Below are 18,987 nucleotides of genomic sequence, written 5' to 3' on the forward strand. Positions count from 1 at the left end.
TTACAAAATAGCAAATTATATTTTGAATGATAGTAAAAACTGCAGTACTTGTGTGATTTACAATTATTGCACTCAATGTCCGAGTATCGCACTATCTGAAATAGGGAATAGTAGAGATTGTTCTGCGATATGTAAAAAAACGCATTAGCAAGGAGTATCGTATATGCTACCATATCTTAAAACTATTAGATGGTATCTCTTCTTTAATTTTCTTTTTGGTGTAGTATCGAATATCTGCACAGCTTTGTTACCGTATTTCACGCAGGCATTAATCAAAGGGGATTATCAAGTAGCTCTATATGGTTACTCTATGTCAGTGGCAGGCTATTTGAGTTGTAACTATATCCAAATGATACTTGATTGGAAGCAGGGAATTATCTTTTCGACTACTTTGAAAAATGAGTGGTTTCGTTCACTTCTGGGACTCAGTCACCACGATTTCAAGCAGAAAACAGTAGCAGAGTATATTTCCTATCAATCTAATGACCTAGATTCGTTGGAAAAGGATTACCTTCCTCCATTGATGAGTTTTATCAAACAAATTTTACGTATCATCATTTACGCTTTCATTATTAGCAGAACAATTAATCCTATTGTATCACTGATTTTAATCTTTTCTACTGGAATTAGTATTCAAATTCCTAAAATCGTTGGGAAGTTGACCGCTAATCGTAGACAGGTTTACTTGAAAAAACAAGGAGATTACTATCGAACTTTGGAGGATTTGCTCATGGGACATCATTTGGTAAATAAACTAACTATGTCGCATTTTTTGAATCAACAAAAGAGTTCTCTAAAGAATTTGCAGGATAAGTATTTTAAGTATGGTTTGACAAAAATTACAGGCATCTTATTGACAGGTGTTTCTTTTGAATTCATTAGTCTTGTTCTGTTTATTTATTTAGCCTACTCTCTATCTCACCAGCAACTCGGTATTCCTGAGGTGGTGGCGAGTTTCGGATATATTAATGCTTTTTCTGAACCAATACAGGAAATCCTTTATGATTTACAAATGTTAGAGTCCGTAAAGCCTGTAATCAAGAGTTTTCAAAACATTGTTGGGAGACCCGTTTCAGTTCAAGCACCTCAACATTCTTTTGATACGATTACTTTGAAAAACATTTCCAAACAACTGGGAGAATCAAAATTGATAATTACTTCCGCTACGATTCAAAAAGGGGATAAAATTGCGCTTATTGGTAAGAATGGTTCTGGAAAAAGTAGTCTTCTCAACATTTTAAATGGAACAGATGAAGATTTTGAAGGACAAATTGTGCTAGATGGGCTTGTTTTGGACCATCTTTGGGGAAGATTCGGTATGATTCTGCAACAAGAACATACATTTATTTCGAGTTATGAAAATAATGTAACACTATTCAATAGTTTCAATGAAAAATTCAGAGAAGAAGATTTTGAAAAAATTCCACCACAATCCCTGTCAGGTGGTCAGCAACAACGAATGTATTTAAATCGTGAGAAAAATCGTAAAAATCCATTGCTTATCCTAGACGAACCTTTCTCTGCCTTGGATACTAATCAGTTTAAAATGGAATTGGAAAGAGTTCTGGAACTACCAAGTGCCGTCATTGTTACTTTACATCGCCAAAACGAATTATTAAGTAAGTTTGACCAAGTTTGGGAAATTAAGAATGGAGAACTTGTAATTTTGAAATAGCTAAATTATAAAGAATAAAACGCATAGTATCAAGGTTCAGGAGATACCGTTTTTCCTTCTTCGGATAAGGAAACAAAAATTTCTTGCTTCATCTATCTATTCAATTGATAGATTTCGTCAGAGAAAAACTGTAAAATTTTTGATATAATATAAAGGATGGACTGACGGATACTTAAAAGATAATTTTCAAAAGAATAACAGGTGAGAAGAAAAATATGTAAGATTGGACAGAAGTCTCTCTACCATCATCCATGCAGAAACAAGATTATATAAAATAAAAGGAGTAACCAATGAACGGAAATTATTCAACACGGGAATACCGTGAGAAATTATACGATGACCTTCATGTTCGATTGAGAGATACAGCGATTTTGATGTGTGCAATTTTTATTGCCTCTATCGGTCTAAATATGAATTCAACAGCTGTTATTATTGGAGCCATGTTAATTTCACCTCTCATGACACCGATTGTTGGACTGGGATTCGGTTTAGCTATTTTTGATACGCGTTTAATCAAGCAATCTCTAGAGGTTTTATTGACTCAAGTGTTGGTCAGTTTGCTTGTCTCGACTCTGTATTTCTGGATTTCTCCCTTGTCTTATGCAAGTAGCGAGTTGATCGCACGAACCTCTCCAACCATTTGGGATGTTCTCATTGCTATTGCTGGTGGGATTGCTGGTGTGATCGGTTCAAGGAAAAGAGTTAGAAAAACCAACAACACCAAGTCTTGAAGCTTTTTGGGATTTACGGCAAAATTTCTTTGCTTGTTTTCTTTCCTTTTTCTGGTTGGGATCGTTATGGATGGCACTAAACACATTATGGGAAAAGGTTGAGAAAATTTCCTCAGAAATTATTTGGTGGAATTTGTTTCTACTCTTGGAGCGGCAGGAGTTCTCTTTGGAGAATTTCATGCCATCCAAGATACCAGTCTGAATGATGTGGTGGACCGGATCTATATAAATGTCAAGGATTTACCGTTTCAGTCCTTGGGAGCTTTAGCTAATATCCTGTCTGATGTTAAGAAGGGACTGATTCAAGACAGTCATATCTGGTCTTTCTTCCAGTCATTTTTCAAACAATATCAGTTGATAATCAGCTTAAATCAGATCTATCAGTTTGTCTATCTTTCTCTGATGGAGATCATGTCCTATCTTCACTTTGATTATTGGAAAAAACGGCTCGGTCAGGAGCTAGTATGAATAAGGAGAACAAATGAGACGTTTAAAAATGTTATGGCATATTATACAGGTTACGGGTTTTACTCGGTTTGCTCTGAGTTTTGTGACCTTTGTTTTTGGGTCAGGAGGCGTGCTTTTCCTAGTTGAACCTGCTATCACAAATTACGGAGACGGTCTTTGGTATGCTTTTGTGACTTCGACGACTGTCGGCTACGGGGATCTCCTAGCTGTGACCATGATTGGAAGGATTACCAGTGTCTTCTTGACGATTTATGGGCTCATATTTTTTGGCTGTTTATCAGCTGTTATTATTAATTATTATACCGATTTAAATAAGGAAAGAGGAGAGGACAAATGACTGCCAATTATTCAACACGGGAATACCGTGAGAAATTATACGATGACCTTCATGTTCGATTGAGAGATACAGCGATTTTGATGTGTGCAATTTTTATTGCCTCTATCGGTCTAAATATGAATTCAACAGCTGTTATTATTGGAGCCATGTTAATTTCACCTCTCATGACACCGATTGTTGGACTGGGATTCGGTTTAGCTATTTTTGATACGCGTTTAATCAAGCAAGCTCTAGGGGTTTTACTTACTCAAGTATTGGTCAGTTTACTTGTATCGACTCTGTATTTCTGGATTTCTCCCTTATCTTATGAAAGTAGCGAATTGATTGCACGAACCTCTCCAACCATTTGGGATGTTCTCATTGCTATTGCTGGTGGGATAGCAGGCGTAATTGGATCAAGGAAAAAAGAAGCAAACAATATCGTGCCAGGAGTAGCCATTGCAACAGCTCTGATGCCACCTATCTGTACTGCAGGTTACGGTTTAGCTAATGGGAATGTACGATTTTTATTGGGGGCTCTCTATCTTTTCTTGATCAACTGTGTCTTTATCATGCTAGCCAACATTGTTGGAACAAGAATTTTGATGAGAAAATCTCCTTTAACTTCATTTAAAGAGCTGAGCATTAAAATGAGAATTGGCTTGATTTCTTTGATTGTATTGTTGATTCTTCCAGCTAGCTATTCGGCAGTTACTCTGACAATAGAACAAGCGCGCAAAGAAGGGATCAAACAGTTTGTAGGAAAAGAGTTCGCCAATTATACGGTTATTAATCAAGTCTACAAGTCAAGTAACAATGAATTGGTCTTGACGGTTGTTGGAGATCCGATTTCAGAAGACGAATTAGAAACGCTCCACCAAAAACAAGCCTCTTACGGTATTCAATCTGTTCAATTGAAAGTCAATCAAGTTCATAATTCGACAAAATTAGACAGTGATACGACCAAGGAATTTTATGAAACCATTAACAAGTATATCGATCAAAAACTCTCTGAAAAAGATCCACAAAAAGATCTCGTAAAAGAAGTAAAAGAAAATGAAGCAGACAAGGAATGAGGATATTGACCTTATCCAACTCATGAAAGCAAATCTTGTGTGGTAGTTTGACCAATCACTACTAGCTCAGGTTAAATAAAATATAAAAAAGCAACAGCTGAAATAGTTGTTGCTTTTTAGCTAGCTAGGATTTTATCCCAGGTTTTGTCTCTTATTTCTCAACGCGTGATTTGTTAGCGATATCAGCAAGGATAGCTTGAACAAAATCATCAACTGAGACAGTTTGTGTTTCTTTTTGGCCATAGCGGCGAACGTTAACAGTTCCGTCTTCCATTTCCTTGTCCCCAACGATCAATTGGTAAGGAATCTTGCTGGTTTGTGAAGCACGGATTTTGAACTGCATTTTTTCATTGCGCTCATCGACATCTGCACGGACACCGCGGTCACGGAGTTTCTTAGCCACTTCCCAAGCGTAGTCCACATGTTTTTCGTTAGAAACTGGAATGAGGGTTACTTGGTGTGGTGCTAGCCATGTTGGGAAGGCACCCTTGTAGTTCTCAATCAAAATAGCTGTGAAGCGTTCCATAGTTGAGATAACCCCACGGTGGATCATAACTGGACGGTGCTCTTCGCCATCAGCTCCGATGTATTTAAGGTCGAAGCGTTCTGGAAGCAAGAAGTCAAGTTGGATAGTTGAAAGGGTTTCTTCTTTACCAAGGGCGGTCTTAACTTGGATATCCAATTTTGGTCCGTAGAAGGCTGCTTCACCTTCGGCTTCAAAGTAGTCAACGCCCATTTCATCAAGAGCTGCACGAAGCATGGTTTGGGCATTTTCCCACATCTCATCGTTGTCAAAGTACTTGTGAGTATCTTGAGGGTCGCGAAGAGAGAGACGGAAGCGGTATTCAGTCAAGTTGAAATCTTCATAAACATCGATAATCAACTGAAGGGCACGTTGGAATTCTTCTTGGATTTGTTCTGGAGTAACGAAAAGGTGACCGTCGTTGAGTGACATCTCACGCACACGTTGAAGACCAGTGAGGGCACCTGATTTTTCATAACGGTGCATCATACCGATTTCAGCGATACGGATTGGCAATTCACGGTAAGAGTGAACATGGTGTTTAAAGACTTGGATGTGGTGTGGGCAGTTCATTGGACGAAGGACAAATTCTTCCCCGTCACCCATGTCCATAGTTGGGAACATATCTTCTTGGTAATGATCCCAGTGACCGGAAGTTTTGTAAAGCTCAACAGAAGCAAGTGGTGGAGTGTAAACGTGTTGGTAGCCAGAAGCCAACTCCTTGTCGACAATGTAGCGTTCCAATTCACGACGGATAGTCGCACCATTTGGTAACCAGAATGGAAGCCCTTGACCAACCTCTTGAGAAATCATGAAGAGATCAAGTTCTTTACCAAGTTTGCGGTGATCACGTTCCTTAGCTTCTTCACGCATTTGGAGGTAGTTTTTCAAGTCTTTCTTGTCAAACCAAGCTGTACCGTAGATACGTTGCATCATAGCGTTGTCGCTATTTCCACGCCAGTAAGCACCGGCTACATGGAGAAGGTGGAAGATTTGGATGCGGCCTGTTGATGGGACGTGAGGGCCACGGCAAAGGTCTACATATTCACCCTGACGATAGATAGTCAAACCGCCTTCGTCTTCTGAGTGTTCTTCAATCAATTCCAACTTGTAAGGGTCGTTCTTGAAGATTTCACGTGCCTCGTCTTTAGTAACTTCTTCACGGATTGATGGGAAGTTTTCTTTGACGATTTTGTGCATTTCTTCTTCGATACGAGGAAGGTCTTCGTTAGAGATTTGACCAGCAGTATTGTCAGTATCGTAGTAGAAACCATCTTCGATGGCTGGACCAACTCCCAAGTGAATGTCTGGGAACAGACGACGAGCTGCTTGGGCGAACAAGTGAGCAGCTGAGTGACGCAAGATTGGAAGGGCATCTTCGTGATCAGGTGTCACGATTTCGATGCTTCCATCTTCAGTGATAGCACGAGTAGTGTCGATGAGTTTGCCGTTGAATTTACCAGCCAAGGCTTTTTTAGCTAGGGAATTGCTGATAGATTGGGCAATTTCAAAAGTAGTAACGCCAGATTCGAATTCACGAACAGCGCCATCTGGGAAAGTAATGTTAATCATGATGTTCTCCTTAAACATTTATTCTTTTTTTTGTTGGACAATTTTAAGAGCCGAGCGACCTCTTTCATAGTCTGATTTTCTGATTGACTACCATCTGTCAAGAGACTAGAATATCCTAATTCCATTGCTTCTTTACGAACCATTTGGGCAAAAAGAATGTCTCGTTGCATCCAGTTTTCAAAAGCTTTATCAGGGTTAGTTGTTCCCTCTAAGACATAAGGAACCCATTCTCTCTGTCTATAATGTTTTTTCTGAAAATCAGCTGTCGGAGTCAAGCATAGATAGGAAGAAGTTGGATATTCAAGCTCCTTAACCAAGTGAGGCAACAGTCCTGCTCCCTCCACCAAGAGAGGTCTGTTTTGATTTTTTATCAAGTAAGATTTTACATAAGGGAAAATCTCCTCATAGCAGTGCCATTCTTCATCCGCCATCTCTTCTGGATTTCTCATCCAGATTTGTTCCGGACTTCTATCCTGTCTAAGAAGGCAAATTGGTTGTGAGTCTGCACTTGCTTGAGTCATCATCTCGTCTACCAAATCATCGAGTTTGATATGACGTAGCTGGTATTGTCTAGCAAGAAGTGAGGCAATTGTTGACTTTCCACTACAAGGCGATCCACCAATCATATAAAGCACCATTCTTCCTCCTTCTGAAAAACAAAAAGCGACATCCCCGAAAGGACGTCGCAACGTGGTTCCACCTTCATTTATGTTCCTCAAAAAAGAGGGACACCTCTGATTGGCTCTAACGTGGCCACCGTTTTATGTTTTCATAAAAAACTCAAGAGTAGTATCAGTTTAGGCTCTCTATGCGTTTCCAGCAACCACGCACTCTCTAGTAGAAAGGGACTAAGTGACTTGTCTCTATGGATTATTATAGCATGATTGTGAAAATTTTCAAGATTTTTGTAGAATTTTTTGAATTTCCTTGTTAGAAAGGTGTTGGCAATCAGATATGGTAATATTAGAAGAAGTTGATACTCTTAATGATGCTAGTGAAGCAAAGAGAAAGAAAGTAAATCTGTTGACAAAGAAGTTAGTTATTGGTAGAATAGTGATTGTCGTAAAGACAAATAACTTCTTCTTGGTTGCAGGCCTGCCAACCTGTCACTCGGATGAAGCCAAATAAAAAGGAGAAACATCATGGCAATCTCAAAAGAGAAAAAAAATGAAATCATCGCACAATATGCACGTCACGAAGGTGATACAGGTTCAGTAGAGGTTCAAGTTGCTGTCCTTACTTGGGAAATCAACCACCTTAACGAACACATCAAACAACACAAAAAAGACCACGCTACTTACCGTGGATTGATGAAAAAAATCGGTCGCCGTCGTAACTTGCTTGCATACTTGCGTAAAAACGACGTTAACCGTTACCGTGAGTTGATCAACTCTCTAGGACTTCGTCGTTAATTCAAGATACAAAGGCCGTCAAAAGCACAAAGCAAAAATAGGAAAATTGACGAAGAAACTTCAGTTTCTAGGAGATTTTATCTTTTTTGCCAAGTGCTTAGGCCGTGTTCAATTGAGCATATCTTGATAATGAAGCTACTCTAAATTGGGTAGCTTTTTTACTTTTGTCAACTTACCTTGGTATACTCAAGTATAATCTTCGGTTACGGTTCCTAGCACTGTAAGGTAAAATAAACCAGATATTCTCCCTTCGGGGAGATTTTTTTGTTTCACTAAAAATTTTGTACAACCTTCGCCTCGTCGCCTAGTCTATAAACGGTTTATCCAGCAAGAATCATGATGCTAAGGGCGTAAGAAATCCGTATGAAAATAGGGAAATGACACAGTGTTCGATGAACACAAGGAGTTTCATCTTTTTCACTAGGATTTTAGCCCGGGCTCAAATCAGCTCTCTGATTTTCAGAGGGCTTTTTTATTGAGTTTTATCGGTCACAATTTTGGAGACTACAAAAACCTTGAAGCTCGCCATTAGCAAATTGGTTTGGTTTTATCGGTCACAATTTTGGAGACTACAAAAACCTCAAATGGTATCAGCTAATTACACCATAAGGGTGCGCAGCTACTCGGCTTTAAATGCCGAGTAGCTGTCTGCAAGCTCCTTCGGAGAGCCCACACTTTACGAAGTAAAGTATAGTATGTTATACTCTACATGGAAGTAGTCACTGAATTCCAGTTAGAAATTACTTTGTAACTACGTTTTGAGGAGGAGTAAAATGCTTTCCTATGTTCGACATTACCCACTAGCGATAGCTAAATTAATGTGTCTGTGCTCTCCTAAAATCTGCTGATTTATTACTGACCAATACAGGAGGTTTTTTATGGGACAGACAATCATATCTGCTATTGGTGTTTATATTTCCACCAGTATCGATTATTTAATTATTTTATTTATTTTATTTGCACAGCTATCACAGAATAAACAAAAATGGCATATTTATGCGGGGCAATATCTAGGCACAGGCTTACTTGTAGGGGCGAGTTTAGTTGCTGCTTATGTCGTTAATTTCGTGCCTGAAGAATGGATGGTTGGATTGCTTGGTTTAATCCCTATCTATTTAGGGATTCGCTTTGCAATTGTTGGAGAAGGTGAGGAGGAAGAGGAAGAAGAGGAAGAAATTATTGAAAGATTAGAACAAAGCAAGGCAAATCAACTGTTTTGGACAGTTACATTGCTAACAATTGCGTCTGGCGGAGATAATTTAGGTATCTATATACCTTATTTTGCTTCGTTAGATTGGTCACAGACCCTCGTGGCCTTGCTTGTGTTTGTAATCGGCATAATTATCTTATGCGAGATTAGTCGGGTGTTATCCTCTATTCCGTTAATATTCGAGACAATTGAAAAATACGAGCGAATCATTGTGCCCTTAGTATTCATTGTACTTGGACTATACATCATGTATGAAAATGGCACGATAGAGACTTTTCTGATCGTGTAGATTTTTTTGTTTCACTAGGATTTTAGTCCGAGCTCAAATCAGCTCTCTGACTTCAGAGGGCTTTTTATGTTGTCATCTTACCTTGCTATGCTTAAGCATTATCTTTGCTTATGCTTCCTGGCACTGTATGGAAAAATCAACCATAATTTTTCTGATTTTAATTGTATTTTTTCTATAGCTTGTTACACAGTTGAAAATATGGTATACTTTTTCATGAGAATTTTCTAAATTTTTAAGATTCTATCAAAGGAGGTTTGCATGCTTTCCAAATTTTCTGGAAGCCGACAAGACCAGCAATTTGTGTTACTTTTAGTTATTTTGCTAGGTATTTTAGGGATTTCTCTCTTTCTAGCAGTTTCAATGGGATCTGTTGCAATTGATCTAGGAGATACCTATCGGATTGTTTTGAGCAGGTTGGGATTTCCTCTTGAGATAGGAGAGGTTTCCAAGTCTACTCTTGCCATTGTATGGAACATGAGATTCCCCCGAGTATTGTTAGGTTTGATAGTGGGGGCTGGTCTTTCTATGTGTGGTAGCGTGATGCAGTCTACAGTGAACAATCCCATCGCAGAGCCTTATGTTTTAGGAATATCTGCGGGTGCAACTCTAGGGGCAACTTTGAGCATCATTCTTGGTTTAAAAGTGATGATTAGCCTTGGAGCTTTTCTTGGAGCTATTTTGGCAACAATTTCTGTCCTCATCATTGCCTCTATGCAGGGAAGGATGACGACTTCTAGTCTGATTTTATCAGGAACGGTGGTCAATGCTCTCTTTCTGGCTTTTTCAAACTTTATTATCTCAGTTGGTGCTAATGCGGACAGTGTGATGACCATTAAGTTTTGGACCATGGGCTCGCTTGCTGGGACTACCTGGGCAGACTTGGTCCTGCCAACTATAATAGTAGGAATGGCCTTTCTATTTTTCTCTACTCAGTATCGTGTTTTCAATGCGATGATGATGGGAGATGAGGCTGCTTTAACTTTGGGGATTCCCTTACGCTTTTATTGGTATCTTTATGTGACCATGGTGGCTGTGCTGACAGCAGTCTTAGTGGCAACCTGTGGGATTATTGGATTTGTCGGTCTGATTACTCCACATTTAGCTCGAGGGTTAGTAGGAACGAATTACAAGAGGCTTTTTCCTGTTGCAACCTTGATGGGTTCCCTCTTTGTCATCTGGGCAGACGTACTCTCTCGTATCATCATTCCAAACGCAGAGCTTCCTATTGGTATTTTCACAGCCTTAGTAGGTGCTCCCTTCTTTATCTATATTGTTGGAGGTAGGCGAAGGGAGGTGAGGGTCTGATATGGACTTGATTTGTCAGGATATCCATTTTGGACTAGGAGAGAAAAAAATCCTCAAAGGAGTCTCTCTTAAGGTTGAGGGGAATCAATTTCACACGATATTAGGACCAAATGGAAGCGGAAAAACCAGCTTGCTTAAACTCCTCTATCGTCAGGAAAAGGCGGACAAAGGCTTGATAAGCCTAGATGGAAAGCCGCTGGATCATTGGTCACTCAAAGAAACAGCCAAGCAAATGGCAGTTGTGACCCAGTTTAACCAACTGCAGTTTGATTGTACAGTTGAAGAAATCGTCTTGCTGGGAAGAACTCCCCACCTCTCTTTTTTACAGAAGGAAAGGGAAAGGGATTTTACTCTCGTTCAAGATGCCCTCGTTAAGGTGGATATGCTCGAGAAGAAAACTCGTCTCTATTCGTCTCTGTCAGGGGGAGAGAAACAGCGAGTTTTGTTAGCCCGAGCCTTGGCGCAAGAACCGACTCTCTTGCTCCTGGACGAACCAACCAATCACTTGGATATCAAGTATCAGCTAGACTTGTTGGCCATTGTGAAGAATCTCAAGGTCAATGTTCTAGCTGTCTTGCATGATATTCAACTTGCTTGTCGCTATTCGGATTATCTCTATCTGATGAAAGAGGGAGAAATCCTTTACCAAGGGACTCCAAAGGAGACTATCACCCCTGAGTCATTGCAAACTATATACGGAGTTCAAAGTCAGGTGACTTGGACCGAGGATCAGCAAGCTATGATTCACTATTTATAAGAATGAAAAGGAAAACAAGATGAAAAAAACACTAAGCATTTTACTCGTAACAGTAGCTACCTTAACTTTGGCAGCTTGTGGTAACACTACTACAGAAAAAACTACCACACAGTCTAGCACAGAAACAAGTCAAAAGGCGAGCACAGAGACGACTTATCCACTAACGGTCAAAACCTATGACGCGAAAGGGAATGAAGTCGAACAAGTCTTTGACAAGGCACCTGAAAAAGTTATCACCAACAATCTTTCAACCACTGAAATCTTATTGGAGTTAGGGTTGAAGGATAAAATTGCTGGCATGCTTAATCCTGATAATGCTGTGACGGACAAATACAAGGACGCGATTGCGACGATTCCTCAAATTGGAGATAAAAAAACAGTCTCACAAGAAACAGTCCTTTCTTATGAGCCAGACGCTGTGATGGGGCGAAACATGATGTTTTCTGAAAAATCCTTGGGGACAGTTAGCACTTGGAATGAAAACAAAATCCCAGTTTATACTCAAAAAGCTTCTCTCTCAACGATTCAGCAAGATTTGGGGAATATCGTAGAAGATGTCAAAAATCTTGGAATGATTTTTAATGTTCAGGACAAGGCCAATGAATACGCAGCCCAATTACAAACTAAAATTGACGCTGTTAAGAAAGCAAATCCAGCAAGCCAAGGTGAAAAGAAAAAGGCTTTGATTATGGTTGCTTATAATGATGAAACCTTCGGTGCCTACAAGTCTGCTTTGCAAGAAAGTTTGCTGAACCAACTTGGTTATACAAACGTTGCTACGGGGACATCAGGCTTGACCTTGGAAAATCTCGTGTCAATGGATCCTGAATTGATTATCTATGTAACCAGCGATCGTAATAAAAAATTGGATGAAAAAGCAGTAGAGTTGATGAAGGCAAATGCTGTTTTGGAAAGCGTTCCTGCTATTAAGAATCAAAAAATCATGACCATCTCTTACGATGAATTGATGGACTATGGTCCAGCAGTGATTGATTCCCTTGAGAAAATCAATGACTTTATCAATAAATAATGAGTTTGATTGGGAAGGAATCCAAGTCAAGGTCAGCCTTCCTTCTAACTACGACCCCAATCAAACCTATCCGGCTATTTTATTGAATGATGGAAACTTGGACTTCCTATCGTCCCTTTCCGAATCTGTGATTTTAGTGGGCTTGACCTCTAAAAATCGCCTAGATGACTACACTCCCTGGAAGGCAGCTGCTTTGAGAGATGGAGCTCCAGATTTTGGCGGTCAGGCAAATGCCTATCATAGTGATTTATTTGGAGGCCTTTTAGACAAGCTGAAGTCGCTATATCGCCTGGACGAAACTCGCCTTGCTTATGGAGGCTACTCACTAGGTGGTTTGGCGGCAGTCTACAGTCTTTTCAGCTTTGACAAGGTTTCCTGTGTCTTTTCGATCTGCGGTTCCTTTTGGTATCCTGATTTTGCGGCTTACTGCAAGGCAGAAAATGTGAAAAATTTGGACTGTTTGCTGTATTTACAGAATGGTCAAACAGAAGGAGCATACCATACTAATCGCTTGGCTCAAGCACCAGTCTATGCTGAGCAGATCCATACCAGTCTTCAGAAACGCTATCCGAACGGTCAGTTTGTCTTTGATCCTTATGGACACCATGAACAAGTAGTTGAGCGATTTTTAGCTTTTTCCAGCTGGTTGGCCCAAAAATGGAAAATTAAGTAAAAGAATTATCCCTTGGCTTTTGCCAAGGGATTGTTGTATTTATTTAACCAAGGTTTTCTCTCTTTTTATCTGGATTCCAGACGAAGCTTGCGATAAAGCTAAAGATGATGGTTAGGATAGCGAGGATAATGGCAAGGATGAGAGCAGGGATGCGGATAAACCACCAGAGTGGGTTTGGTTTTTTATCATTGTGCCATTGTTTCGTTTCTTGGTCCAAACGTTGGAATTCTGCTTGAATGCGATTGGCGACTGTTTCAATGCCTTCATCATTCATTTTCTTGATATCTGAGATATCGATTGGATTTCCAAAGTTCATATCGACACGCTCACGGCTAACCAAGCCTTTCAAGGTTATAGGACCTGTGTAGGTAACCGGCATAATACGGACCTTGGCCATTTTGGCAATCAGGGCAACTCCACCCTTGACATCGTTTGAGTGACGGCTCCCACTTGGGAACATGATAAGGGAGCGGTCACTTTTTTTAAGAACATTGATAGGGTATTTGATGGCAGAAGCGCTAGGATTTTCACGGTCGATAGGAAAGGCACCACACATACGAATCCACCAACCAAAGATACGGTTGGTAAAGAGTTCTTTTTTTGCCATAAAGATGAACTGTTTTGGCTTGGTCGCAAAGGCCATGTAAACTGGATCCCACCAGGTACGGTGAGGGGCAACCAGAATATAATTTTCATCTTGATTAGGAATTTTATCAGTATTATGATAGTGGGCATTGCCATTGATGGACCATAGGAGCAAGACAACTAATCCGCGTAAATAAGTATAAAACATGCGATCTCCTTCGATTGTTTTCTTGTTATTATTATACCTTATCAAAGGAGGGCTGGCAAACTTTTTCCCTTGACTAGGTGCATATTTGGGATGAGATTAGAATTCTTTTAGAAAAAATGATATGATAGAATTTATGGATAAAAATAAGATTATGGGATTAACCCAAAGAGAAGTCAAGGAAAGACAGGCTAAGGGCTTGGTCAATGATTTTACCGCATCGGCTAGTACAAGCACTTGGCAAATCGTTAAACGAAATGTCTTTACCCTTTTTAATGCTTTGAACTTTGCCATTGCTTTGGCACTAGCCTTTGTGCAGGCTTGGAGCAATCTGGTCTTCTTTGCCGTTATCTGCTTTAACGCTTTTTCTGGGATTGTGACTGAGCTGCGGGCCAAACACATGGTGGACAAGCTCAATCTCATGACTAAGGAAAAGGTTAAAACCATTCGTGATGGCCAGGAAGTAGCTCTGAATCCTGAAGAATTGGTTTTAGGAGACGTCATTCGTTTGTCTGCTGGGGAGCAGATTCCTAGTGATGCCTTGGTTCTAGAAGGTTTTGCGGAAGTCAATGAAGCCATGTTGACCGGTGAGAGTGATTTGGTGCAAAAGGAAGTTGACGCCTTGCTTTTGTCTGGAAGTTTCCTAGCCAGTGGGTCAGTTTTGGCTCAAGTCCACCATGTCGGGGCAGACAACTATGCTGCTAAACTCATGCTGGAAGCCAAGACCGTTAAACCGATCAACTCACGTATCATGAAATCGCTGGACAGGTTAGCTGGTTTTACTGGGAAGATTATCATTCCTTTTGGTCTAGCTCTCTTGCTAGAAGCCTTGCTTTTAAAAGGCCTGCCTCTTAAGTCATCTGTTGTAAATTCGTCGACAGCCCTTTTGGGGATGTTGCCCAAGGGAATCGCCCTTTTGACCATCACTTCGCTTTTGACTGCGGTTATTAAGCTGGGCTTGAAAAAGGTCTTGGTGCAGGAGATGTACTCTGTTGAGACCTTGGCACGCGTGGATATGCTCTGTTTGGACAAGACGGGCACCATCACCCAAGGAAAGATGCAGGTGGAGGCTGTTCTTCCTTTGACCGAAGAGTATGGAGAGTCAGCGCTTGCTAGCATCTTGGCCAGCTATATGGCTCATAGTGAGGATAAAAATCCAACAGCTCAAGCCATTCGCCAGCGTTTCCAAGGTCAGGTAGTCTATCCTATGATCTCTAATCTGCCTTTCTCAAGCGACCGCAAGTGGGGTGCTATGGAATTGGAAGGTCTGGGGACAGTTTTCCTAGGTGCGCCTGAGATGTTGCTGGAAAACGAAGTCCCAGAAGCCAGAGAGGCCTTGGAGAGAGGTTCACGTGTCTTGGTCTTAGCCCTCAGTCAGGAGAAATTAGACCATCACAAACCACAGAAACCATCTGATATTCAGGCTCTAGCCTTGCTGGAAATATTGGATCCCATTCGAGAGGGAGCAGAAGAGACGCTGGACTATCTCCGTTCTCAGGAAGTGGGCCTCAAGATTATCTCTGGGGACAATCCAGTTACGGTATCCAGCATTGCCCAGAAGGCTGGTTTTGCGGACTATAACAGCTATGTCGATTGTTCAAAAATCACGGATGAGGAATTGGTTGCTATGGCGGAGGAGACAGCTATTTTCGGACGTGTTTCCCCTCATCAAAAGAAACTTATTATCCAAACGCTGAAAAAAGCAGGTCATACAACAGCTATGACAGGGGACGGGGTTAATGATATTCTGGCCCTTCGTGAGGCGGATTGTTCCATCGTAATGGCGGAGGGAGATCCTGCGACTCGTCAGATTGCCAATCTGGTTCTCTTGAACTCTGACTTTAATGATGTTCCTGAGATTCTCTTTGAAGGTCGTCGTGTGGTGAATAACATTGCCCACATTGCACCGATTTTCTTGATAAAGACCATCTATTCTTTCTTGCTCGCAGTTATCTGTATTGCCAGTGCTTTACTAGGTCGGTCTGAGTGGATCTTGATCTTCCCTTTCATTCCGATCCAGATTACCATGATTGACCAGTTCGTGGAAGGGTTCCCACCATTCGTTCTGACTTTTGAGCGAAATATCAAACCTGTTGAGCCAAACTTCCTCAGAAGATCCATGCTTCGTGCTCTACCAAGTGCTCTCATGGTTGTGTTCAGCGTTCTTTTTGTGAAAATATTTGGAAGTAGCCAAGGTTGGTCTGAGTTAGAAATTTCAACTCTACTCTATTATCTCTTGGGGTCAATTGGTTTCTTATCTGTATTTAGAGCCTGCATGCCATTTACCCTATGGCGTGTCCTCCTGATTGTTTGGTCAGTAGGAGGCTTCCTAGCCACAGCTCTCTTCCCAAGAATTCAAAAACTGCTTGAAATTTCAACCTTAACAGGACAAACATTACCTGTTTATGGTGTCATGATGTTGGTCTTTACCGTGATTTTCATCCTGACTAGTCGCTATCAAGCCAGAAAATAAAGAAAGGCTGCAATCTGTGGATTGCGGTCTTTTTAGGTACAAGATTGCCAGCTGAAATGTGGTATAATAAGAGGTAATAGAGTTTTGGAAAGTGAGAGAAAATGATTTCAAAGAGATTAGAATTAGTGGCTTCCTTTGTGCCACAGGGAGCTATTTTACTAGATGTGGGAAGTGACCATGCTTATCTGCCTATCGACTTGGTCGAAAGAGGAAAAATCGAAAGTGCCATTGCAGGTGAGGTGGTGGAAGGTCCCTACCAATCTGCAGTCAAAAATGTTGAGGCTCACAGCCTAAAGGAGAAAATCCAGGTTCGTTTAGCCAATGGCTTGGCAGCCTTTGAAGAGTCAGACCAAGTGTCTGTCATTACCATTGCTGGTATGGGTGGTCGTTTGATTGCTAGGATTTTAGAAGAAGGCTTGGACAAGTTAGCTAATGTAGAACGATTGATCCTTCAGCCCAATAATCGTGAAGACGACTTGCGTATTTGGTTGCAAGACAATGGTTTTCAGATTGTGGCAGAAAGCATTCTAGAAGAAGCTGGTAAGTTTTATGAGATTTTGGTGGCGGAAGCAGGACAAATGAAGTTATCTGCCAGTGATGTTCGCTTTGGACCTTTCTTGTCCAAAGAAGTCAGTCCAGTATTTGTCCAAAAATGGCAAAAAGAAGCTATTAAGCTAGAGTTTGCCCTCGGACAAATCCCAGAAAAAAATCTGGAGGAACGTCAAGTTCTAGTAGATAAGATTCAAGCCATCAAGGAGGTTCTCCATGCTAGCAAGTGAAGTAATTAACGCATATGAAGCCTTTTGTCCTCAGGAATTTTCCATGGAGGGAGACAGTCGTGGTCTGCAAATTGGCACTTTAAACAAGGATATCCAAAGGGTCATGGTGACTCTGGATATTCGTGAAGAAACGGTGGCTGAAGCCATTGAAAAGGGTGTGGACTTGATTATCGTCAAGCACGCGCCGATTTTCCGTCCTATCAAGGACTTGGTTGCCAACTGTCCGCAAAATCAGATTTACATCGACCTCATCAAGCATGACATCGCAGTTTATGTCAGCCATACCAATATTGATATCGTTAAAAATGGCCTCAATGACTGGTTCTGCCAGATGCTAGGAATCGAGGAGACAACTTATCTGCAGGAAACAGGCCCTGAACGTGGAATTGGACGTATTGGGAATGTTCAGTCTCAGACATTTGGAGAATTGGCCCAACACGTCAAGCAAGTCTTTGGTCTAGATAGTCTTCGAATGGTGCATTATCAAGAGAATGACTTGCAGAAGCCTATTTCAAGAGTGTCCATCTGTGGTGGAAGCGGGCAGTCTTTCTATAAGGATGCTTTAGCTAAAGGAGCGGATGTCTATATCACTGGTGATATTTACTACCACACTGCCCAGGATATGTTGTCTGATGGCTTGCTAGCCTTGGACCCAGGTCACTATATTGAAGTGCTTTTTGTGGAAAAAATCGCAGAGCTTCTTAATCAATGGAAAGAGGAAAAAGGCTGGGAACTAGAAATTTTACCTAGTCAAGCATCGACCAATCCTTTCCACCATATCTAGTTTGAAGGTGAAAACAATGAAAAAAGTTGCCATTATTGGAGCAGGAATTGTAGGTGCAACAGCTGCCTACTACCTCTCGAAAGAAAGTGACCTAGAAGTGACTGTTTTTAACCATGGACAAGGTCAGGCTACCAAGGCTGCAGCAGGAATTATCAGTCCTTGGTTTTCCAAACGCCGTAATAAGGACTGGTACAAAATGGCGCGCTTGGGGGCTGACTTTTATGTGGATTTATTAGCTGATTTAGAGAAGTCAGGACAAGAAATCGACTTTTACCAGCGTTCGGGAGTCTTTCTCCTGAAAAAGGATGAAACTAAGTTGGAAGAACTCTATCAACTAGCCCTCCAGCGTAGAGAAGAATCTCCCTTGATAGGGCAATTAGCCATTCTGGACCCAGCATCAGCTAATGAATTATTCCCTGGCTTGCAGGGATTTGATCACTTGCTCTATGCTTCTGGTGGAGCGAGAGTAGATGGCCAACTCTTAGTGACTCGTTTGCTAGAAGCCAGTCAGATCAAGCTGGTCAAAGAAAAAGTGACTCTGACACCGTTAGCATCAGGTTACCAGATTGGTGAAGAGGTGTTTGATCAGGTTATTTTGGCGACGGGAGCTTGGTTGGGGGATATGTTAGAACCCTTGGGTTATGCTGTGGATGTTCGTCCCCAAAAAGGACAACTCCGAGATTATTGGCTTGCCCAAGACATGGAATCATACCCTGTTGTTATGCCTGAAGGGGAGTGGGATTTGATTCCTTTTGCAGGTGGGAAATTATCCCTAGGCGCTACTCATGAAAATGACATGGGATTTGATTTGACGGTAGATGAAACCTTACTCCAACAAATGGAGGAGGCAGCCTTGCCTCACTATCCAGTTTTAGCTAGAGCGACTTCAAGAGCTGAGCGTGTGGGAATCCGTGCCTATACCAGTGATTTCTCTCCTTTCTTTGGGCAGGTACCAGAATTGGCAGGTGTCTATGCTGCTAGTGGACTAGGTTCATCAGGCCTCACAACTGGTCCTATCATTGGTTACCATCTAGCTCAACTGATCCAAGACAAGGAGTTGACCTTGGACCCTCTAAACTACCCAATTGAAAACTATGTCAAACGAGTAAAAAGCGAGTAATACT

18 protein-coding genes and 3 pseudogenes are annotated in these 18,987 nt (G+C 41.2%); 17 read left to right on the forward strand and 4 right to left on the reverse strand.

Going from position 1 to position 18,987, the window contains the following annotated elements; genetic code table 11:
* Positions 1-163 precede the first annotated feature (163 nt).
* The 6 genes and pseudogenes from NMM26_RS02385 to NMM26_RS02410 all read left to right on the forward strand — a co-directional run bounded on the left by NMM26_RS02385 (position 164) and on the right by NMM26_RS02410 (position 4,266).
* Positions 164-1,675 carry an ABC transporter ATP-binding protein gene (locus NMM26_RS02385; RefSeq protein ID WP_004242726.1) on the forward strand — a complete coding sequence of 504 codons (1,512 nt, stop codon included), beginning with the start codon at positions 164-166 and terminating at the stop codon, positions 1,673-1,675.
* 290 nt (positions 1,676-1,965) lie between these two features.
* Positions 1,966-2,394 (forward strand): annotated as a pseudogene (locus NMM26_RS02390) (DUF389 domain-containing protein); the annotation flags it as partial.
* A pseudogene (locus tag NMM26_RS02395) lies at positions 2,375-2,608 on the forward strand (TMEM175 family protein); the annotation flags it as partial. The pseudogenes NMM26_RS02390 and NMM26_RS02395, both read left to right, overlap by 20 nt.
* Positions 2,533-2,874, forward strand: a complete 342-nt coding sequence (locus tag NMM26_RS02400) for a hypothetical protein (protein WP_000397556.1) — start codon at positions 2,533-2,535, stop codon at positions 2,872-2,874. The pseudogene NMM26_RS02395 and the gene NMM26_RS02400, both read left to right, overlap by 76 nt.
* Positions 2,875-2,887: 13 nt before the next feature.
* On the forward strand, positions 2,888-3,211 hold the full coding sequence (locus tag NMM26_RS02405) for a potassium channel family protein (RefSeq protein WP_254753916.1): 324 nt from the start codon (positions 2,888-2,890) through the stop codon (positions 3,209-3,211).
* Entirely contained in the window at positions 3,208-4,266 is a 1,059-nt protein-coding gene (locus NMM26_RS02410) for a DUF389 domain-containing protein (protein ID WP_254753917.1), read from the forward strand. Before NMM26_RS02405 ends, NMM26_RS02410 begins: the two co-directional genes overlap by 4 nt.
* Before the next feature lie 151 nt (positions 4,267-4,417).
* Here NMM26_RS02410 and thrS read toward each other — a convergent pair whose 3' ends face one another.
* From thrS to NMM26_RS09605, 3 genes and pseudogenes are all read right to left on the reverse strand, one after another.
* A complete protein-coding gene (thrS, locus tag NMM26_RS02415) occupies positions 4,418-6,361 on the reverse strand; it encodes a threonine--tRNA ligase (RefSeq protein WP_061087731.1) in 1,944 nt (647 codons plus the stop codon).
* Positions 6,358-6,999: a hypothetical protein gene (locus tag NMM26_RS02420; protein WP_004240768.1), complete on the reverse strand. Its 642-nt coding sequence runs from the start codon at positions 6,997-6,999 to the stop codon at positions 6,358-6,360. Before NMM26_RS02420 ends, thrS begins: the two co-directional genes overlap by 4 nt.
* Positions 6,984-7,184, reverse strand: a pseudogene (locus NMM26_RS09605) (hypothetical protein). The gene NMM26_RS02420 and the pseudogene NMM26_RS09605 overlap by 16 nt, the downstream one beginning before the upstream one ends.
* 131 nt (positions 7,185-7,315) lie before the next feature.
* Here NMM26_RS09605 and NMM26_RS02425 point away from each other — a divergent pair.
* From NMM26_RS02425 to NMM26_RS02455, 7 genes are all read left to right on the forward strand, one after another.
* A complete protein-coding gene (locus NMM26_RS02425) occupies positions 7,316-7,489 on the forward strand; it encodes a hypothetical protein (RefSeq protein ID WP_254753918.1) in 174 nt (57 codons plus the stop codon).
* A gap of 14 nt (positions 7,490-7,503) precedes the next feature.
* Positions 7,504-7,773: a 30S ribosomal protein S15 gene (gene rpsO / locus NMM26_RS02430; RefSeq protein ID WP_001018251.1), complete on the forward strand. Its 270-nt coding sequence runs from the start codon at positions 7,504-7,506 to the stop codon at positions 7,771-7,773.
* Between the two features lie 878 nt (positions 7,774-8,651).
* Complete coding sequence (locus NMM26_RS02435) at positions 8,652-9,272, forward strand: CadD family cadmium resistance transporter (protein WP_060628622.1); 621 nt, start codon at positions 8,652-8,654, stop codon at positions 9,270-9,272.
* Positions 9,273-9,530: 258 nt separating this feature from the next.
* Positions 9,531-10,577 carry an iron ABC transporter permease gene (locus tag NMM26_RS02440; protein WP_254753919.1) on the forward strand — a complete coding sequence of 349 codons (1,047 nt, stop codon included), beginning with the start codon at positions 9,531-9,533 and terminating at the stop codon, positions 10,575-10,577.
* A 1-nt stretch (position 10,578) separates the two neighbouring features.
* Positions 10,579-11,334, forward strand: a complete 756-nt coding sequence (locus NMM26_RS02445) for an ABC transporter ATP-binding protein (protein WP_084924041.1) — start codon at positions 10,579-10,581, stop codon at positions 11,332-11,334.
* A 19-nt stretch (positions 11,335-11,353) separates the two neighbouring features.
* A complete protein-coding gene (locus tag NMM26_RS02450) occupies positions 11,354-12,364 on the forward strand; it encodes an ABC transporter substrate-binding protein (protein WP_020903633.1) in 1,011 nt (336 codons plus the stop codon).
* On the forward strand, positions 12,345-13,037 hold the full coding sequence (locus tag NMM26_RS02455; protein WP_078238199.1) for an alpha/beta hydrolase-fold protein: 693 nt from the start codon (positions 12,345-12,347) through the stop codon (positions 13,035-13,037). The genes NMM26_RS02450 and NMM26_RS02455 overlap by 20 nt, the downstream gene beginning before the upstream one ends.
* Before the next feature lie 43 nt (positions 13,038-13,080).
* Here NMM26_RS02455 and NMM26_RS02460 read toward each other — a convergent pair whose 3' ends face one another.
* Positions 13,081-13,830 carry a 1-acyl-sn-glycerol-3-phosphate acyltransferase gene (locus NMM26_RS02460; RefSeq protein ID WP_078238200.1) on the reverse strand — a complete coding sequence of 250 codons (750 nt, stop codon included), beginning with the start codon at positions 13,828-13,830 and terminating at the stop codon, positions 13,081-13,083.
* A 133-nt stretch (positions 13,831-13,963) separates the two neighbouring features.
* Here NMM26_RS02460 and NMM26_RS02465 point away from each other — a divergent pair, with 133 nt between their 5' ends.
* The 4 genes from NMM26_RS02465 to NMM26_RS02480 all read left to right on the forward strand — a co-directional run bounded on the left by NMM26_RS02465 (position 13,964) and on the right by NMM26_RS02480 (position 18,983).
* Positions 13,964-16,300, forward strand: a complete 2,337-nt coding sequence (locus tag NMM26_RS02465; RefSeq protein ID WP_254753920.1) for a cation-translocating P-type ATPase — start codon at positions 13,964-13,966, stop codon at positions 16,298-16,300.
* A 101-nt stretch (positions 16,301-16,401) separates the two neighbouring features.
* Positions 16,402-17,079 (forward strand): tRNA (adenine(22)-N(1))-methyltransferase TrmK, encoded by a 678-nt coding sequence (locus NMM26_RS02470; RefSeq protein ID WP_254753921.1) that lies wholly within the window; start codon positions 16,402-16,404, stop codon positions 17,077-17,079.
* The gene (locus NMM26_RS02475) at positions 17,066-17,863 is read left to right on the forward strand and encodes a Nif3-like dinuclear metal center hexameric protein (RefSeq protein ID WP_254753922.1); all 798 of its coding nucleotides are present in this window, start codon (positions 17,066-17,068) and stop codon (positions 17,861-17,863) included. Before NMM26_RS02470 ends, NMM26_RS02475 begins: the two co-directional genes overlap by 14 nt.
* A gap of 16 nt (positions 17,864-17,879) precedes the next feature.
* Positions 17,880-18,983: an FAD-binding oxidoreductase gene (locus NMM26_RS02480; protein ID WP_254753923.1), complete on the forward strand. Its 1,104-nt coding sequence runs from the start codon at positions 17,880-17,882 to the stop codon at positions 18,981-18,983.
* Positions 18,984-18,987 lie beyond the last annotated feature (4 nt).

This window comes from Streptococcus sp. CF7_Ac1-8 (assembly GCF_024295435.1).
GTDB lineage: Bacteria > Bacillota > Bacilli > Lactobacillales > Streptococcaceae > Streptococcus > Streptococcus mitis_AP.

What these genes read in the sequence shown, in the direction of transcription:
- NMM26_RS02385 (WP_004242726.1), top strand. Translation starts at nt 164, where the DNA reads ATGCTACCATATCTTAAAACTATTAGATGGTATCTCTTCTTTAATTTT.
- NMM26_RS02405 (WP_254753916.1), top strand. Translation starts at nt 2,888, where the DNA reads ATGAGACGTTTAAAAATGTTATGGCATATTATACAGGTTACGGGTTTT.
- NMM26_RS02410 (WP_254753917.1), top strand. Translation starts at nt 3,208, where the DNA reads ATGACTGCCAATTATTCAACACGGGAATACCGTGAGAAATTATACGAT.
- thrS (WP_061087731.1), bottom strand. Translation starts at nt 6,361, where the DNA reads ATGATTAACATTACTTTCCCAGATGGCGCTGTTCGTGAATTCGAATCT.
- NMM26_RS02420 (WP_004240768.1), bottom strand. Translation starts at nt 6,999, where the DNA reads ATGGTGCTTTATATGATTGGTGGATCGCCTTGTAGTGGAAAGTCAACA.
- NMM26_RS02425 (WP_254753918.1), top strand. Translation starts at nt 7,316, where the DNA reads ATGGTAATATTAGAAGAAGTTGATACTCTTAATGATGCTAGTGAAGCA.
- rpsO (WP_001018251.1), top strand. Translation starts at nt 7,504, where the DNA reads ATGGCAATCTCAAAAGAGAAAAAAAATGAAATCATCGCACAATATGCA.
- NMM26_RS02435 (WP_060628622.1), top strand. Translation starts at nt 8,652, where the DNA reads ATGGGACAGACAATCATATCTGCTATTGGTGTTTATATTTCCACCAGT.
- NMM26_RS02440 (WP_254753919.1), top strand. Translation starts at nt 9,531, where the DNA reads ATGCTTTCCAAATTTTCTGGAAGCCGACAAGACCAGCAATTTGTGTTA.
- NMM26_RS02445 (WP_084924041.1), top strand. Translation starts at nt 10,579, where the DNA reads ATGGACTTGATTTGTCAGGATATCCATTTTGGACTAGGAGAGAAAAAA.
- NMM26_RS02450 (WP_020903633.1), top strand. Translation starts at nt 11,354, where the DNA reads ATGAAAAAAACACTAAGCATTTTACTCGTAACAGTAGCTACCTTAACT.
- NMM26_RS02455 (WP_078238199.1), top strand. Translation starts at nt 12,345, where the DNA reads ATGACTTTATCAATAAATAATGAGTTTGATTGGGAAGGAATCCAAGTC.
- NMM26_RS02460 (WP_078238200.1), bottom strand. Translation starts at nt 13,830, where the DNA reads ATGTTTTATACTTATTTACGCGGATTAGTTGTCTTGCTCCTATGGTCC.
- NMM26_RS02465 (WP_254753920.1), top strand. Translation starts at nt 13,964, where the DNA reads ATGGATAAAAATAAGATTATGGGATTAACCCAAAGAGAAGTCAAGGAA.
- NMM26_RS02470 (WP_254753921.1), top strand. Translation starts at nt 16,402, where the DNA reads ATGATTTCAAAGAGATTAGAATTAGTGGCTTCCTTTGTGCCACAGGGA.
- NMM26_RS02475 (WP_254753922.1), top strand. Translation starts at nt 17,066, where the DNA reads ATGCTAGCAAGTGAAGTAATTAACGCATATGAAGCCTTTTGTCCTCAG.
- NMM26_RS02480 (WP_254753923.1), top strand. Translation starts at nt 17,880, where the DNA reads ATGAAAAAAGTTGCCATTATTGGAGCAGGAATTGTAGGTGCAACAGCT.